The organism is Actinoplanes italicus (genome assembly GCF_003001815.1).
GTDB lineage: Bacteria > Actinomycetota > Actinomycetes > Mycobacteriales > Micromonosporaceae > Actinoplanes > Actinoplanes italicus.
Genome location: NZ_PVMZ01000006.1, coordinates 249,701 through 263,298 on the forward strand (window position 1 = coordinate 249,701; position 13,598 = coordinate 263,298).

Annotated in this window: 17 protein-coding genes; 6 read left to right on the forward strand and 11 right to left on the reverse strand. The window is 70.1% G+C overall.

Translation table 11 applies throughout. The features are described from left to right. Positions 1 to 429: 429 nt before the first annotated feature. Positions 430 to 1,362, reverse strand: a complete 933-nt coding sequence (locus tag CLV67_RS17320; protein ID WP_106319503.1) for a transglutaminase-like domain-containing protein — start codon at positions 1,360 to 1,362, stop codon at positions 430 to 432. Positions 1,363 to 1,367: 5 nt separating this feature from the next. Further along, positions 1,368 to 2,198: a MerR family transcriptional regulator gene (locus CLV67_RS17325; RefSeq protein ID WP_106319505.1), complete on the reverse strand. Its 831-nt coding sequence runs from the start codon at positions 2,196 to 2,198 to the stop codon at positions 1,368 to 1,370. Positions 2,199 to 2,253: 55 nt separating this feature from the next. Here CLV67_RS17325 and CLV67_RS17330 point away from each other — a divergent pair, with 55 nt between their 5' ends. After that, positions 2,254 to 3,321 (forward strand): ATP-dependent DNA ligase, encoded by a 1,068-nt coding sequence (locus CLV67_RS17330; RefSeq protein ID WP_106319507.1) that lies wholly within the window; start codon positions 2,254 to 2,256, stop codon positions 3,319 to 3,321. 58 nt (positions 3,322 to 3,379) lie between these two features. After that, complete coding sequence (locus tag CLV67_RS17335) at positions 3,380 to 4,939, forward strand: alpha/beta hydrolase (RefSeq protein ID WP_106319509.1); 1,560 nt, start codon at positions 3,380 to 3,382, stop codon at positions 4,937 to 4,939. Here CLV67_RS17335 and CLV67_RS17340 read toward each other — a convergent pair. Next, complete coding sequence (locus CLV67_RS17340; RefSeq protein WP_106319511.1) at positions 4,890 to 5,351, reverse strand: potassium channel family protein; 462 nt, start codon at positions 5,349 to 5,351, stop codon at positions 4,890 to 4,892. The two genes, CLV67_RS17335 and CLV67_RS17340, sit on opposite strands and share 50 nt — an antisense overlap. A 56-nt stretch (positions 5,352 to 5,407) precedes the next feature. Here CLV67_RS17340 and CLV67_RS17345 point away from each other — a divergent pair, with 56 nt between their 5' ends. Next, positions 5,408 to 5,863 carry a GNAT family N-acetyltransferase gene (locus CLV67_RS17345; RefSeq protein ID WP_106319513.1) on the forward strand — a complete coding sequence of 152 codons (456 nt, stop codon included), beginning with the start codon at positions 5,408 to 5,410 and terminating at the stop codon, positions 5,861 to 5,863. 95 nt (positions 5,864 to 5,958) lie between these two features. Then, positions 5,959 to 6,702 (forward strand): glycerophosphodiester phosphodiesterase, encoded by a 744-nt coding sequence (locus CLV67_RS17350; protein WP_170153903.1) that lies wholly within the window; start codon positions 5,959 to 5,961, stop codon positions 6,700 to 6,702. A gap of 7 nt (positions 6,703 to 6,709) precedes the next feature. On the opposite strand, the gene ligD is transcribed toward CLV67_RS17350, so the two are convergent. The 3 genes from ligD to CLV67_RS17365 form a co-directional block, all read right to left on the reverse strand. Continuing rightward, positions 6,710 to 7,723: a non-homologous end-joining DNA ligase gene (gene ligD / locus CLV67_RS17355; protein ID WP_106319517.1), complete on the reverse strand. Its 1,014-nt coding sequence runs from the start codon at positions 7,721 to 7,723 to the stop codon at positions 6,710 to 6,712. 74 nt (positions 7,724 to 7,797) lie between these two features. Beyond that, positions 7,798 to 8,379 (reverse strand): hypothetical protein, encoded by a 582-nt coding sequence (locus CLV67_RS51120; RefSeq protein ID WP_146169212.1) that lies wholly within the window; start codon positions 8,377 to 8,379, stop codon positions 7,798 to 7,800. Between the two features lie 98 nt (positions 8,380 to 8,477). Continuing rightward, complete coding sequence (locus CLV67_RS17365) at positions 8,478 to 8,957, reverse strand: hypothetical protein (RefSeq protein WP_106319522.1); 480 nt, start codon at positions 8,955 to 8,957, stop codon at positions 8,478 to 8,480. A 65-nt stretch (positions 8,958 to 9,022) separates the two neighbouring features. Between CLV67_RS17365 and msrB the strand changes: the two genes are divergently transcribed. Then, a complete protein-coding gene (msrB, locus tag CLV67_RS17370) occupies positions 9,023 to 9,439 on the forward strand; it encodes a peptide-methionine (R)-S-oxide reductase MsrB (RefSeq protein ID WP_106319524.1) in 417 nt (138 codons plus the stop codon). On the opposite strand, the gene CLV67_RS17375 is transcribed toward msrB, so the two are convergent. From CLV67_RS17375 to CLV67_RS17385, 3 genes are read right to left on the reverse strand one after another with little or no spacing between them, the layout of a single operon-like run. Further along, on the reverse strand, positions 9,417 to 9,878 hold the full coding sequence (locus tag CLV67_RS17375; protein WP_106319869.1) for a dihydrofolate reductase: 462 nt from the start codon (positions 9,876 to 9,878) through the stop codon (positions 9,417 to 9,419). The two genes, msrB and CLV67_RS17375, sit on opposite strands and share 23 nt — an antisense overlap. 8 nt (positions 9,879 to 9,886) lie before the next feature. After that, complete coding sequence (locus CLV67_RS17380; protein WP_106319526.1) at positions 9,887 to 10,678, reverse strand: thymidylate synthase; 792 nt, start codon at positions 10,676 to 10,678, stop codon at positions 9,887 to 9,889. A 20-nt stretch (positions 10,679 to 10,698) separates the two neighbouring features. Continuing rightward, on the reverse strand, positions 10,699 to 10,953 hold the full coding sequence (locus CLV67_RS17385) for an isoamylase early set domain-containing protein (protein ID WP_106319528.1): 255 nt from the start codon (positions 10,951 to 10,953) through the stop codon (positions 10,699 to 10,701). A 54-nt stretch (positions 10,954 to 11,007) separates the two neighbouring features. Here CLV67_RS17385 and CLV67_RS17390 point away from each other — a divergent pair, with 54 nt between their 5' ends. Then, complete coding sequence (locus tag CLV67_RS17390) at positions 11,008 to 11,478, forward strand: GNAT family N-acetyltransferase (protein WP_106319530.1); 471 nt, start codon at positions 11,008 to 11,010, stop codon at positions 11,476 to 11,478. On the opposite strand, the gene hemQ is transcribed toward CLV67_RS17390, so the two are convergent. Together hemQ and hemG are read right to left on the reverse strand one after the other, a co-directional pair. Further along, the gene (hemQ, locus tag CLV67_RS17395) at positions 11,450 to 12,151 is read right to left on the reverse strand and encodes a hydrogen peroxide-dependent heme synthase (protein ID WP_106319532.1); all 702 of its coding nucleotides are present in this window, start codon (positions 12,149 to 12,151) and stop codon (positions 11,450 to 11,452) included. The genes CLV67_RS17390 and hemQ overlap by 29 nt on opposite strands. After that, positions 12,148 to 13,524 (reverse strand): protoporphyrinogen oxidase, encoded by a 1,377-nt coding sequence (gene hemG, locus CLV67_RS17400; RefSeq protein WP_239165951.1) that lies wholly within the window; start codon positions 13,522 to 13,524, stop codon positions 12,148 to 12,150. The genes hemQ and hemG overlap by 4 nt, the downstream gene beginning before the upstream one ends. Positions 13,525 to 13,598 lie beyond the last annotated feature (74 nt).

The following is a 13,598-nucleotide window of genomic DNA, read 5'->3' on the forward strand; positions in this document are numbered from 1 at the left end:
ATCAGGCCGCCGACGGGCCGCAAGAGATCGGGCGCCGACGGGCCGCAAGAGATCGGGCGCCGACGGGCCGCAATAGGCCAAGGCCACCGACGGATTGCGTGAGGAGCCAGGCCACCGAAAGACCGCGTGAGGATCAAGCCACCGGCAATCCGCGAGGAGGTCAGGCCACCGACAGGCCGTAAGAGGACCAAACCACCGACAGACCGCAAGAAGGTCAAGCCACCGACAGGCCGCAAGAAGGTCAAGCCACCGACAGGCCGCAAGCGGACCACATCACTGACGGACCGCACGAAGGTCAGGCCATCGACAGACCGCAAGCGGACCACTCCACCGACAGCCCGCGACGGGACCGCGCAACAGGCCGACCGCGAGGGGAACGGGCGCCGGCCGACCGCGAGCGGAACAGGGCGCCGGCCGGCCTCGACTGGGTCAGCTGATCGGGGGTGGTGTGGGGCGGTGTGGGTCGACGGTGTAGGTGAGGCCCCGGGGTGAGTGACAGGTGACGACGTCGCCGAGGTGGAGGCGGGGGTCGGTGGCGTACATGGCGGCCAGCTTCTGTTCGGCTGCCTGGTCTCCGGCGTCGGCGGCGAGCAGCAGGTCGGCTATCTCGTCGATCAGGCTGACGGAGCCCGTGTTCCACGGTGGCAGGTCGGCCCACGCCTCGACCAGGGGGCGGCCGCCCAGGTCGCCGACGAAGGTGGCGTCGTCGGCCCAGAAGTCCCACAGCAGGAGCTCGTCGCCCTGGCGGTGGGCCAGCTCGGACAGCACGTACTTGCGGATCATGAGGGGACCGCGGATCGGCACGTCGCGGCCCACGCCGTACTTCTCAGGGTCGATCTCGCCGCGCCGGAAGGCGCGCCAGGACTGGGCCGCGGTGCGCAACCCGCCGGGGCCCAGGGGTACGTCGGTGACGTCGACCGGGAAGCCGGCGTCCGGAGCGAGCTGGGCGTCGGTCGCGACCCAGCGGGTGCCGTCGTGGTACTCCGTCACCACGTGGTCGACGTGGTAGCCGGGCTCGAAGTAGTCGGCGAACCCGATCCGGCTGCGCGCCGGGATCCCCTTGGCCCGCAGCGCCGCGACGGTGAGCAGGGTGAAGTCACGGCAGCAGCCGACGATGCGCTCCTCGGCGGGGCGCGGAGCGTCGAGCGGCCCGTCGTCGCCGAGGCTGTCGAGCATGGTCTCCACCCAGCGGTTGTCGATCTCGGCGAGCCGCTCCGGCGGGAACTCGAGGCCGGAGGCCCGGTAGTGCACGACGAGGTTGCGGACGGCGGCGCTGATCCCGGCGACGTCGTCGGGGAGCGCCCGGATCCGGTCGAGATGCCGGCCCGGGTCGGAGAAGCGGGTCTGTCGCGTGTGGTCCATGGTCCTCAGCCTTCGAACGGTAGGGCGACGTGCACGAAGTCGTCGCTGCCGGAGAGGTTTTCCCAGCTGTCCAGATAGAGCTCGCGGGGTGGCGCGCTGATGATCAGCCCGGCGGACCGGACGTACTCGCCGACCGCGTCATAGGCCTGCAGGATCCGTGGGTAGAAGCAGTCGTCGCGGGTGACCGCGGCGTAGGCGACCAGTCGCTCCGGCTCGAGCCGGATGGTGATGCGGCCGGCGGGCTCGACGGCGCCGGTGAACGGGACGCAGATCTCGACCCGGGCCTCGCTGTCCGGCGTGATCTGGCCGTGGAAGATCACCCAGTGCACGCCGGTCGCGACGGCGTCCTGCTCCTCCAGGTGACGGCGGATCTCCCACTCCGCCGCGGCCATCTCGGGGACCAGCTGTATCTGGTCGACCTCGATCTGCAGGGTCGCCACCTTGCGCGCCGGGACCGCGGTGATCTCGACCGCATACCGTCGCTCGGGCTCGTCGCCGTGCGCCAGATGGGTGCGCAGCCAGGTGTAGCTCTCGCTGCGGGCGGACCAGGCCGCCTGCTCGGTCGCCCACCAGCGGTCGAGTCGGCGCACCGCCTCTGCGTCGGGCAGGTCGAGCACCTCGCCGATCACGGCGAGCGGCATGCCGAGCCGCCGGAGCACGCTGATCCGGTTGGCCCGGTCGAGTTGGTCCGGTGTGTACCGCCGGTAGTTGCTGGCGCCCACCGTCGCGGGTGGCAGCAGGCCGGACGCCTCGTAGAGGCGCAGGGCCTTGATGGAGAGCCCGGCCCGGCGGCCGAACTCACCGATGGTCATCGACTCGATCCCCCGCGTCGTCATGGGTTTGATGGTGAGGTCTGCCCCAGGGGACGAGTAAAGGGGGCACACTGATCGAATGCAGCTCCCGCTGAACCCACCGGTCAAGCCGATGCTCGCCAAGCCCGTCGCGGACATCCCGCCCGGCCAGATCTACGAGCCCAAATGGGACGGATTCCGGTCGATCGTCTTCCGCGACGGTGCCGAGGTGGAGATCGGCAGCCGCAACGAGAAGCCGATGACCCGCTACTTCCCCGAGGTGGTCGAGGCGGTGCTGGCGAACTTCCCGGAGCGGGCGGTGATCGACGGTGAGGTGATCGTCGCCGACACCGCGCGGAACACCCTCGACTTCGAGGCACTCCAGCAGCGCATCCATCCGGCGGCGAGCCGGGTGAAGCTGCTCTCCGAACAGACGCCGGCCGGTTTCGTGGCCTTCGATCTGCTGGCCCTCGGCGACGACGACCTGACCGAGCTGCCGTTCCACAGGAGACGCGAGATGCTGGTGAAGGCCCTGGAGAACGCCAAACCTCCGGTGTACGTCACTCCGGCGACCGACGATGTGGAGACGGCCCGGCGCTGGTTCGCCGAGTTCGAGGGCGCCGGACTGGACGGCCTGATCGCGAAGGGCCGTGATCTGACGTACCAGCCCGACAAGCGGGTCATGGCGAAGGTCAAGCACAAGCGGACCGCGGACTGCGTGGTGGCCGGTTACCGGGTGCACAAGTCGGCGGAGAACCGGATCGGCTCGCTGCTGCTCGGCCTGCACGACGAGCGGGGGGTGCTGGTGAGCGTCGGTGTGATCGGCTCGTTCCCGATGGCGGTCCGCGAGGAGCTGTTCGAGGAGCTGCAGCCGCTGGTCACCACGTTCGAGGGTCACCCGTGGAACTGGGCGGCGCACGAGCAGGGCGAGCGGACCCCGCGCAAGAACGAGGTGAGCCGGTGGAACGCGGGCAAGGACCTGTCGTTCACGCCGTTGCGACCCGAACGGGTCGTCGAGGTCCGCTACGACTACATGGAGGGCGTCCGGTTCCGGCACACCGCGCAGTTCGAGCGATGGCGGCCTGACCGCGATCCGCTGACCTGCACGTACGAGCAGCTGGAGCGCCCGGTCCGGTTCGACCTGGCGGAGGTGCTGACCAGCCGCTGAGTCGCACCCGCGCCGGGCGCGAAGTGGCACTCGAGCGCCGACCGGATAGGGTCGGTGCGTGGAACGTCGCTCTCGCCTGGCCGTCGCCCTCCTCTCGGTGCTCGTCCTCGCCACGGGGTGCACCCTGCCCTCGTTCGCGCCGGAGGGCTCCGACGAGCCGACCCGCAAGGGTGGTACGACCACGTCCGGCACCACCTCCGGCCCCCAGTGGAAACCGTGCCCCGACGTGCCACGCGAGCTGGTCGGCAAGGCCGCCGAGGGGATGAGCTACGACTGCGCCACGGTCGAGGTTCCCCGCGACTGGGCGACTCCGGCCGGCGGCGATACGTATGGCATCGAGATGATCCGGATCCGGTCGAAGAAGCAGAAGCAGCGGATCGGCTCGCTGCTGCTGAACCCGGGCGGGCCGGGCGGTTCCGGCATCGACGTGGCGGTCTACCTGTCGTACGGCCCCGGGTTCGGCGGTCTGCCCACCGGGATCACCGACCGGTTCGACATCGTCGGGTTCGACCCGCGCGGCGTGGGCGACTCCGCTCCGGTGAAGTGCATCAACCCGCGCGACCAGGACGCTAGCTTCGCGGCCGAGCCGGACCCTGCCGACCAGGCCGCCTTCGACGCGATCGTGGCTCTGAACAAGAAGATCGCCGACGACTGCGCCGCGAAGTACGGCACACGCCTGCGCACCTTCTCCACCGAGCAGGCGGCCCGCGACCTGGACGCGCTGCGTGCCGCGGTCGGCGACGAGAAACTGACCTACCTGGGCTACTCGTACGGAACGCTGCTGGGCGCCACCTACGCGCAGCTGTTCCCGAAGAACGTGCGGGCGCTGGTGCTGGACGGCGCGGTCGACCCGACCGAGGGTTACGTGGCCGGATCCGAGCAGCAGGCCAAGGGCTTCGAGCGGGCGTTCACGAACTTCACGAACTGGTGCGCGAAGAACGCCGGGAAGTGCCCGATCGCCCCGGACGCCCGGGGTGCGGTGACCGACGCGATGGCCAAGGCGAGGGTGTCGCCGGTCCGCGGTTCGGACGGGCGGGACGCGACCGCCGGCTGGGTCTTCCTGAGCGTGATCTCGTCGCTCTACACCGAGCGGGGCTGGACCGATCTGGCGAACGCCGTCGACGATCTTCAGAAGGGTGACGCCGAGGGCGTCTTCGAGCTGGCCGATCAATACGCCGAACGCGAACCCGACGGCACCTACTCGAACCTGTTCGACGCCAACCTGACGGTGAACTGCGCGGACACCGACAAGGCGCCGACCGTCGAGGAGGTGCGCAAGCTGCAGGGCGAGTGGCGCACGAAATACCCGCTGTTCGGCCCGGCCCTCGCGATCGGCATGCTGCCGTGCACGTTCTGGGCGAAGGACCGCGACCCGTACCCGGCGGGCAAGGCCGAGGGCGCCCCGCCGATCGTGGTGGTGGGCACGACCGGTGACCCGGCCACGCCGTACGAGAACACCGCCGACCTGGCGAACATGCTGGGTGTCGGCCACGTACTGACGTGGGAGGGCGAGGGGCACACGGCGTACCCGTCGACCACCTGCATCCGGGACGCGGTCGACTCGTACTTCATCGATCTGAAGGTGCCGCAGGAGGGCCTGCGCTGCCCTCCGAAGTGAGGGTGATGCCCTGACGGGCGGCCATCTCCTCGAGCAGGGCCCGCGTCACCCGCAGGTTCGCTTTGAGTTCTTCCTGCTCCTCGTGGTGGAAGGCGTCGTTGTTGACGATCAGCTTGCTGGCGAAGTGTGCCGTGATCAGCGGGATCACCAGCAGCACCATGGCCGAGATCAGGATGCCGGCCATCACGCGGGCCTGCCACGTCTCAGGCGAGATGTCGCCGTACCCGACGGTCGAGGCGGTGACCACGGCCCACCAGAACGAGTCGCCGAAGGTCTGATCCTCGAAGTGCTCGTAGAGGACGGCGCAGACGACGATCAGGATGGTGTACGACAGCAGGAGCTTCTTCGGCGAGTTGGCCAGCCAGACCAGCACGCGATATAGCGCCCGGGGCAGGATGAGCAGCGCGTTCATCTCGTCATGGTGCCCGACGTCACCGGTCCGCGACAGCCCGTGACAAGCTTTCGATCATGCAGATCCGGATCGCGAACCGTACCGACGTCCCCGCCGTTCTCGGCCTGCTCGCCGACGACGACGTCAGCCGCGCCCGTGGTTTCGGGGTGGTGCCCGAGGAGGTCGACGCCGCGGTGTGGGCGGCGTTCGAGTCGATCGACGCGGACGACCGCAACGAGCTGATCGTGGCGGCCGACGGCGACGACGTGATCGGCACCTGTCAGCTCACGTTCATCCCGGGACTGAGCCGGGGCGGCGCCGAGCGGATGCTGATCGAGGCGGTACGGATCCACTCGGGCCGGCGCGGGCAGGGTCTGGGCGGCGAGCTGATCCGCTGGACGATCGAGCGGGCCCGCGAGCGCGGATGCCGGATCGTGCAGCTCACCACGGACAAGCGGCGCACCGACGCGCACCGCTTCTATGCCGCGCTCGGCTTCGAGGCCTCCCACGAGGGGATGAAACTGATGCTCTAGCATTCTCGCCGATCGATATCCTTCGGCACAGTGGAGCGACCATCCGTAAGCCTCTGAGTTTTCTGGCCGTCGCCCTCGCCGGTGCAGCGCTGATCATGGCCGTCGAACCGCCGGTGAGCGCTGCGGCCTGCGTGACGATTCCGGTGGTGGCGCACCGCGGTGGCCTCGAGCGCTGGGCGGAGAACAGCGGCAACGCGTACCGCGACGCCTCCAACCAGGGTGCCGGCGTGTGGGAGACCGACGTGCGGTTCACCAGCGACGACGTGCCGGTGATCATGCACGATCCGGAGGTCGACCGGACCACCGACGGCACCGGCCTGGTCGCCGACCTGACCTACGCGCAGGTGGCCGCTCTGCGGACCGCGGACGGACAGCCCGTTCCGACGCTCACGCAGCTGATCAACGACGCCGCCGTCGACGGGCCGCGCCTGCTGGTCGAGTTGAAGACGGTTCCGACGCCCGCCCAGTGGGCGACGTTCAACGCGGCGCTCGCGTCCCGGCCCGGCGTGGCGAGCCGGGTGCTGCTGATGTCGTTCGAGGTGCAGGCCCTCGTCGGGGCCACGCAGTACGCGCCCGCGCTCACCCGCGGCCTGCTGCAGAGCGTCGGCGACACCGACCCGGCGGCGGTCACCCCGTACGCCAAGATCTTGATCAAGCATGTCAACGCGATCACCGCGGCACGCATGACGAAGTGGAAAGGCGCTGGGCTCACCGTGTACGCCTGGACCGTCAACACGTCGTCGGAGTGGGAGCGGATGACGTGGTATCCGGGGATGGCCGGGGTGATCACCGACCAGCCGGGCGCCTACCTGGCGTGGCAGAAGTCCCGCACCTGCTGAGGGCCTGCTAGACCTGCTTCGCGCGGCTCGGCTGCACCCTCGGGGGCTCGCCGGGCATCTTGGGGTGGTCGGGCGGGTAGGGCAGGTCGCCGAGGCCGTCGCGCTCGTCCCTCTCGACCCACTCGAGCAGCGGGGTGAGGTCGTGGGCCACATCGTCGATGCCGGCGTGCGGGTCGCCGATCTCGGCGAATCGCGCCGGCGTGGTCCGCAGGTCGAAGTCGTCCGGCTCGACGCCGGGCAGCTCGTCCCAGGTGACGGGGGCGGAGACGGTAGCCCGGCCGTTGGCGCGCAGCGAGTAGGCGCAGGCGATGGTGCGGTCGCGGGCCATCTGGTTGTAGTCGAGGAAGACCCGCTCGCCGCGCTCCTCCTTCCACCAGGAGGTGGTGATGCCGGCCGGGTTGCGCCGCTCCACCTCACGGGCCAGGGCGATCGCGGCCCGCCGCACCTCCACGAACGACCAGCGCGGGGCGATCCGCACATACACGTGCACCCCGCGGCCGCCCGAGGTCTTGGGGTAGCCGGTCCAGCCGAGGTCGGCGAGGACCTCGCGGACGACACCCGCGGTGGCGACCACGTCGGCGAAGCCGGTGCCGGGCTGCGGGTCGAGGTCGACGCGCAGCTCGTCGGGCTCGTCGGGATGCTCGGCGCGTACCGGCCAGGGGTGGAAGACCACGGTGCCCATCTGGGCCGCCCAGGCGACGTGGGCCAGGTCGGACGGGCTGAGCTCGTCCGCCGTACGCATGCTGGGGAATTTGATCTTCGCGGTCTTGATCCAGTCCGGGACGCCGCGGGCAGGGATCCGCTTCTGGAAGAACATCTCCCCCTCGATGCCGTCGGGGAAGCGCTGCAGGGTGGTGGGACGGTCGCGCAGAGCCCGCAGGATGCCGTCGCCGACGGACCGGTAGTACTCGAAGACGTCGCGCTTGGTGAACCCGCGATCCGGGAAGACGATCTTGTCCGGGCTGCTCAGTCGCACGGTGTGCCCGGCGATCTCGTGCTCTTCAGCGGCGGCTTTCGGCATGACCCGAGCCTATGCGCTGAAACGCTCCGAGGCCGCCCGGCGAACCGGACGGCCTCGGGTGCGGAACCGACTTCTCAGGCGCTGCGCCGCCGGCGGGTGTACCAGACGGCGGTGGCGCCACCGGCCAGCATCAGGCCACCGAGCGCCAGGGTGCCGCCGAGCGGGGCACCGGTGACCGGCAGCTTCTGACCTGAGCTGAGCCCGTTCCCGGTGGCACCGGGGCCCGTCACCGGCGCGGCGGTCTGCGAGCTGACACCGGTCGGCGTGATCACGTTGACGCTGCCGGTCGTCGTCGGCGGGCTGGGGGTGGTGCTCGTGAAGGACGGCGTGCTCGGCGTCGGGCTGGTGGTCGTGGTGTAGCCCGGGCGCCCACGGGTGGGCCCGGTGGTCGCGGCGGCCGGCTGACCGGTGGTCCCGCCCGGAGCCGGCGTTGTGGCGGCGGGTGCGGTCGTCGTCGGCGGCGCCTCTTTGACAGTGCCGCCGTAGCCCGCGTTACCGCGCTGATCGCCCGTATCGGGACTCGGCGTGACAACCACGTGACCGGCCTTGCCGGCTACGTCAGCGGCGGTCGCCGGAGCTCCGCCAAGGGCGAGAGCAGCGAGAACAGTGGCACCGACCGTGGCGAGTCCAGCGGCCGGACGGCGCGAAAAGCTCATGAGGAGTATCCGTTCTGTTGCGGAAGGTACGTTCCATGGTCGCACGGGAGCTTAACGGTAATTGCCCGTTTTACCCGGAAACACCCCCCGGCGCGTGTTCAGCCGGGAAGACCACCGAAACGGTGACTCCGCCACAAATGGGACAGAGTGAACACCTTGAACTCGAACTGCGGGTCTGCTGCGAAAAGGCCGCCGCTGTACGGCGCGTGCAGTTGCACGCTGACTCCCGAATCCAGGTACACCGAGACCACGTTGCGGCTCCCGCGCCGCTCCGCGCGCAGGTCCACCACCCGGTGCCACGGTGCGACACCCTCTTCGAACACCGAGGACGTACGGATGCCGCACTCACCCACCTCGACACCGGTGCGCCGCCCCGCGACCGCCCCGACCGCCGCCCCGGTCAGCAGCGGCCCGAGCACCAGCATCGGCCAGATCCAGCCCGGCGGCCCCGACCAGAAAAGCGCGGCGATCACCCCCACCGTGACGCTCGCCACCGCGCCGAGCACGCCGAGGTAGAGACCATGGCCGAGAACCTGCTGATTGGTCGGCCGGAACGTCGCCGGGGATGCACCTTCCATAGAGGTCTCAACAGGCGGCGGACATCACCCGTGGCGCACCGGGCGTGCGACGTACGGTTGATGGCATGACGACCGATCTACCCGCGACCCCCGATCTGCCGAAGACCGAGGACGAGTGGCGGATCCGCCTGAGCCCCGCCGAGTTCCGGGTGCTCCGCGAAGCCGGCACCGAGGCGCCCTGGTCCGGGGAGTATGTGAACACCAAGACCGAGGGTGTGTACGACTGCCGCGCGTGCGGCGCCCAGCTCTATCCCAGCGACACGAAGTTCGACTCCCACTGCGGCTGGCCGTCGTTCGACGACGCCATCCCGGGAGCGGTCAGGGAGATCGAGGACCGCGGTCACGGGATGGTCCGCGTCGAGATCAGGTGTGCGCGGTGCGACTCGCACCTGGGCCACGTGTTCCGGGGCGAGGGATTCACCCCGAAGAACACGCGGCACTGCGTGAACAGCCTGTCGATCAGGCTGGACCCCGCCTCCTGAGGTCCTCGACCACATAGGTGACCCCGGTGGGCGCCTCATGCTCGGCGCTCTCGACGACCTCCCAGTCATCGCCGAGTTCCGGCGCGAGGGTGTCCCCCGGGACCTCGAGATCGATCCTGGTCCGCACGATGTGCCCGGCCCGCGGCAGGAAGGCGGCGTAGATCTCGGCGCCGCCCATCACCCAGAAGTCGTCGTGTTTCACGTCGTCCAGGGAGTGCACCGCCGTGGCGCCGGGCGCCGACCACGAGGGATCCCGGGTCAGGACGATGTTGTCCCGGCCGGGCAGCGGCTTGAGCGGCAGCGATTCCCAGGTGAGCCGGCCCATCACCACCGCGGCGCCGGTCGTCCGTTCCTTGAAGATCCGCTGCTCCCCCGGCACCCGCCACGGGATGGTGTTGCCCGCGCCGATCACCCGGCCGTGTGCCTCGGCCCAGATCATGTGGATCATCAGATCGCGACCGGAGCCTTGATCAGCGGGTGGTGCCGGTAGCCGACCACGGTGAAATCGTCGTACTCGTGCTCGAACAGGCTCTCCCGCGGTTTGATCTCGATCGTGGGGAACGGGTACGGCTCGCGGGTGAGCTGCTCCTTCACCTGCTCGATGTGGTTGCTGTAGATGTGCACGTCACCACCGACCCAGATGAAGTCGCCGGGCCGCAGACCCACGTGCGCGGCCACCATCTGCGTCAGCAGGGCGTAGCTGGCGATGTTGAACGGCACACCCAGGAACAGGTCGGCGCTGCGCTGGTAGAGCTGGCAGGACAGCTTGCCGTCGGCCACGTAGAACTGGAACAGCGCATGACACGGCGCCAGCGCCATGTCGGGGATGTCCGAGACGTTCCACGCCGACACGATCATCCGGCGGGAGTCGGGGTTCGTCCGGATCGTCTCGACGACCTCGGCGAACTGGTCGACGTCCCCGCGTGAGGTGGGCCACGACCGCCACTGCCTGCCGTAGACGGGCCCGAGCTCACCGTTCGGGTCGGCCCACTCGTCCCAGATCGTCACGCCCTGCTCGTGCAGCCACCGCACGTTCGTGTCGCCGCGCAGGAACCAGAGCAGCTCCACAGCGAGGGACTTGAAGTGCACCCGCTTTGTGGTGATCAGCGGGAACCCCTGGGACAGGTCGTACCGCAACCGCTCGCCGAACAGGCTGAGCGTCCCCGTCCCGGTGCGGTCGCTCTTCGGCGTCCCGGTCGCCAGGACCCGGCGGAGGAGGTCTTCGTACTGGGTGTCCATACCCCAGACCGTACCGTCGTCTACAGGTGGAGCTCGGGACCGTCCTCGTCGTCCAGCCACACACCGTCGGTGGCGAGGTAACGGAACTTGTAGTGGCCCGGCTCGAGCGGGATGCTGACCGTCCGGGTTCCGTTGCGCCGTACCTGCAACTCGTGCTTCCCCGGCTCCCACCCGTTGAAATCGCCGACCACGCTCACGGTCCCGGCCGGCTCGTCGGCCGGCAGGGAGAAGGTCACGCGGGTCTTCGTACCGAACAGTTTGCTTGTCTTGATCATGACGTCCTCCAGCCTTCACCGGTACAACGTCGCACTGCCGCGTATGTTGTGCCGATGCATCCCGAACCTCACGACGAGCTGCGGGTGGCGTCCTTCCGCGACCTGGACACCACTACCCTCTACGAAATTCTCAAGCTGCGCAGCGAGGTCTTCGTGGTCGAGCAGGAATGCGCCTACCTTGATCCGGACGGACGGGACGACGAGCCCGGAACCCGGCACGTATGGCTCGCCCAGGGCAAGAAGGTGCGGGCCTACCTGCGAATTCTCAGCGATCACGGGGTGGAGCGGATCGGCCGGGTGGTGACCGCTCCCCAAGCCCGGGGCGCCGGCCTGGCCGGGCGACTCATGGATCACGCCATGGAGGTGATCGGCAGCCGGCCGGCCGTGCTCGACGCCCAGGCGCACCTCGCCGGGTTCTACCGGCGATACGGCTTCGAGACGACCGGCCCGGAGTACGTGGAGGACGGGATCCCCCACGTGCCGATGGCCCGGAAGGCTAGGGCAGATTCGCAACCAGCTCGGTGACGGAACGCCGGCGACCGGTGTAGAACGGCACCTCCTCGCGGACGTGCCGCCGGGCCCCCGACGCGCGCAGGTCGCGCATCAGGTCGACGATGCGGTGCAGTTCGTCGGCCTCGAAGGCCAGCATCCACTCGTAGTCACCGAGCGCGAACGAGGCGACCGTGTTGGCCCGCACATCCGGGTACGGCCGGGCCATCCTGCCGTGCTCGGCCAGCAGCGCGCGGCGCTCCTCGTCGGGCAGCAGGTACCACTCGTAGGAGCGCACGAACGGGTAGACGCAGATGTACGGCCGGGCCTCCTCACCGGCGAGGAAGGCCGGCAGGTGGCTGCGGTTGAACTCGGCCGGGCGGTGCAGCGCCATCTGCGACCAGACCGGCTCCAGGTGGCGGCCCAGGGCGGTGCGGCGGAACAGCCCGTAGGCGTCCTGCAGCGCGTCCGGCGAAGCGGAGTGCCACCACACCATGATGTCGGCGTCGGCGCGCAGGCCGGACACGTCGTAGGTGCCGCGGATCGTCACGTCCTTGCCGGCGAGCTGCTCGAACAGCGCGTCCACCTCACCGGCCAGCTCGTCACGCAGCGCCGGCAGCGGGGACGAGACCCGGAACACCGACCACATCGTGTAGCGGATGGTCGCGTTCAGTTCCTTGATGCGCGACGCGTTGGTCTGCTCGGTCATTCGATCTCCTCCAGGAACTTGCTCACATCGTCTGCCGCACGCTCACCACTGGCCACGCACACCGGGATCCCGACGCCGTCGAACGCGGCCCCGGCCAGAGCCAGCCCTGCCGGCAGCCCGGCACGCACGCGGGCGACACGCTCGGCATGACCCGGGGCGTACTGCGGCAGGCCACCGCCCCAACGCTGCACCCACGACTCCACCGGCTCCGGCAGCGGCGTGCCGATCAGCTCACCCAGCTCGCGACGGGCGATGGCGAGCAGCGACGCGTCGTCGAGCTGCAGCCGGGCCTCCTCACCGGCCCGGCCGAGCGAGACCCGCACGATCACCGGCCCGGCGGCGCCCAGATGCGGCCACTTCGTCGTGAAGAAGGTCGCGGCCTTGACCAGCGTCCCCTCCCCCGGCGGAACCAGGAATCCGGACAGATCCGGCAGCTCGGTGCCCGGTGGCAGGGCCAGCCCGGCCAGCGCGACGCTCGCATACTCCAGCGCCTCGACCCCGGCCTCCCCGAGCAGCCGCGCGGCCGGTCCGGCGGGCACGGCCAGGATCACCGCGTCGACAATCTCGGTCTGCGGCGCGGGCACCGGACCAAAGATCAACTTCCAACGGCCATCGGTTGTACGGGTGAGCTCGCGCACCGGCATCCCCAGCACGACCCGCGCACCACCGGCCGCGGCGGCGGCCTCGACCAGGCGGCTCATCCCGCCGTCCACGGCCGCGAACACCGGCCGGCCCGGAACCCGCCGGCTGCGGGCCTGAGCCGCCCGCACGGCACCTGCCAGCGTGTGCTCGGTCTCCGCCGTGGCCGCCAGCTGCGGCATCGTGACCCGCAACGACAGCCGGTCGGCCCGGCCCGCGTAAACCCCGCCGAGCATCGGGTCGACCAGCCGGTCCACCACCTCGTCGCCGTAACGCTCCCGGACCAGCGCGCCGACCGCCACGTCCTCACCGGGAGCCAGCAGCGGGCGCCCCCGGTCGGTGTCGGCGCCGCTCGCCGGCAGTGCCACGCCGTCCAGCGCGGACAGATCGCCGGGCACACCGACCAGGGTGCCACCCGGAATCGGGGCCAGGCGGCCACCGAGGGCCAGCGCGGCCGGGCGGGCGGCCGGATGCACCAGCGCGTCACCGAGACCGAGGCGGCGGGCCAGGGCGACGGCCGCCGACTCACCGCCGTCGGATCCGCTGTTCAAAAAGGACTCGGCGCCGCGCTCGACCCGTCGTCCACCCAGCTCGCCGGTGCGGAGTTTGCCGCCCAGGGCTCCACTCTGCTCGTACAGAATGATCTCGGTATGTTCCGGAAGAAGATCGCGCAGGCGCACCGACGCGGCGAGGCCGGCAATGCCGCCGCCGATGATCGCGATCCGCTTCCGCACGCCTCTCACACTCCCAGGTCAAGCTCCGGTCCGCCGACCGGGGTCGCCGGCTGTGACGAGAGCCCGGTCGAAGA

What these genes read in the sequence shown, in the direction of transcription:
- CLV67_RS17320 (WP_106319503.1), bottom strand. Translation starts at nt 1,362, where the DNA reads ATGGACCACACGCGACAGACCCGCTTCTCCGACCCGGGCCGGCATCTC.
- CLV67_RS17325 (WP_106319505.1), bottom strand. Translation starts at nt 2,198, where the DNA reads ATGACGACGCGGGGGATCGAGTCGATGACCATCGGTGAGTTCGGCCGC.
- CLV67_RS17330 (WP_106319507.1), top strand. Translation starts at nt 2,254, where the DNA reads ATGCAGCTCCCGCTGAACCCACCGGTCAAGCCGATGCTCGCCAAGCCC.
- CLV67_RS17340 (WP_106319511.1), bottom strand. Translation starts at nt 5,351, where the DNA reads ATGAACGCGCTGCTCATCCTGCCCCGGGCGCTATATCGCGTGCTGGTC.
- CLV67_RS17345 (WP_106319513.1), top strand. Translation starts at nt 5,408, where the DNA reads ATGCAGATCCGGATCGCGAACCGTACCGACGTCCCCGCCGTTCTCGGC.
- CLV67_RS17350 (WP_170153903.1), top strand. Translation starts at nt 5,959, where the DNA reads ATGGCCGTCGAACCGCCGGTGAGCGCTGCGGCCTGCGTGACGATTCCG.
- ligD (WP_106319517.1), bottom strand. Translation starts at nt 7,723, where the DNA reads ATGCCGAAAGCCGCCGCTGAAGAGCACGAGATCGCCGGGCACACCGTG.
- CLV67_RS51120 (WP_146169212.1), bottom strand. Translation starts at nt 8,379, where the DNA reads ATGAGCTTTTCGCGCCGTCCGGCCGCTGGACTCGCCACGGTCGGTGCC.
- CLV67_RS17365 (WP_106319522.1), bottom strand. Translation starts at nt 8,957, where the DNA reads ATGGAAGGTGCATCCCCGGCGACGTTCCGGCCGACCAATCAGCAGGTT.
- msrB (WP_106319524.1), top strand. Translation starts at nt 9,023, where the DNA reads ATGACGACCGATCTACCCGCGACCCCCGATCTGCCGAAGACCGAGGAC.
- CLV67_RS17375 (WP_106319869.1), bottom strand. Translation starts at nt 9,878, where the DNA reads ATGATCTGGGCCGAGGCACACGGCCGGGTGATCGGCGCGGGCAACACC.
- CLV67_RS17380 (WP_106319526.1), bottom strand. Translation starts at nt 10,678, where the DNA reads ATGGACACCCAGTACGAAGACCTCCTCCGCCGGGTCCTGGCGACCGGG.
- CLV67_RS17385 (WP_106319528.1), bottom strand. Translation starts at nt 10,953, where the DNA reads ATGATCAAGACAAGCAAACTGTTCGGTACGAAGACCCGCGTGACCTTC.
- CLV67_RS17390 (WP_106319530.1), top strand. Translation starts at nt 11,008, where the DNA reads ATGCATCCCGAACCTCACGACGAGCTGCGGGTGGCGTCCTTCCGCGAC.
- hemQ (WP_106319532.1), bottom strand. Translation starts at nt 12,151, where the DNA reads ATGACCGAGCAGACCAACGCGTCGCGCATCAAGGAACTGAACGCGACC.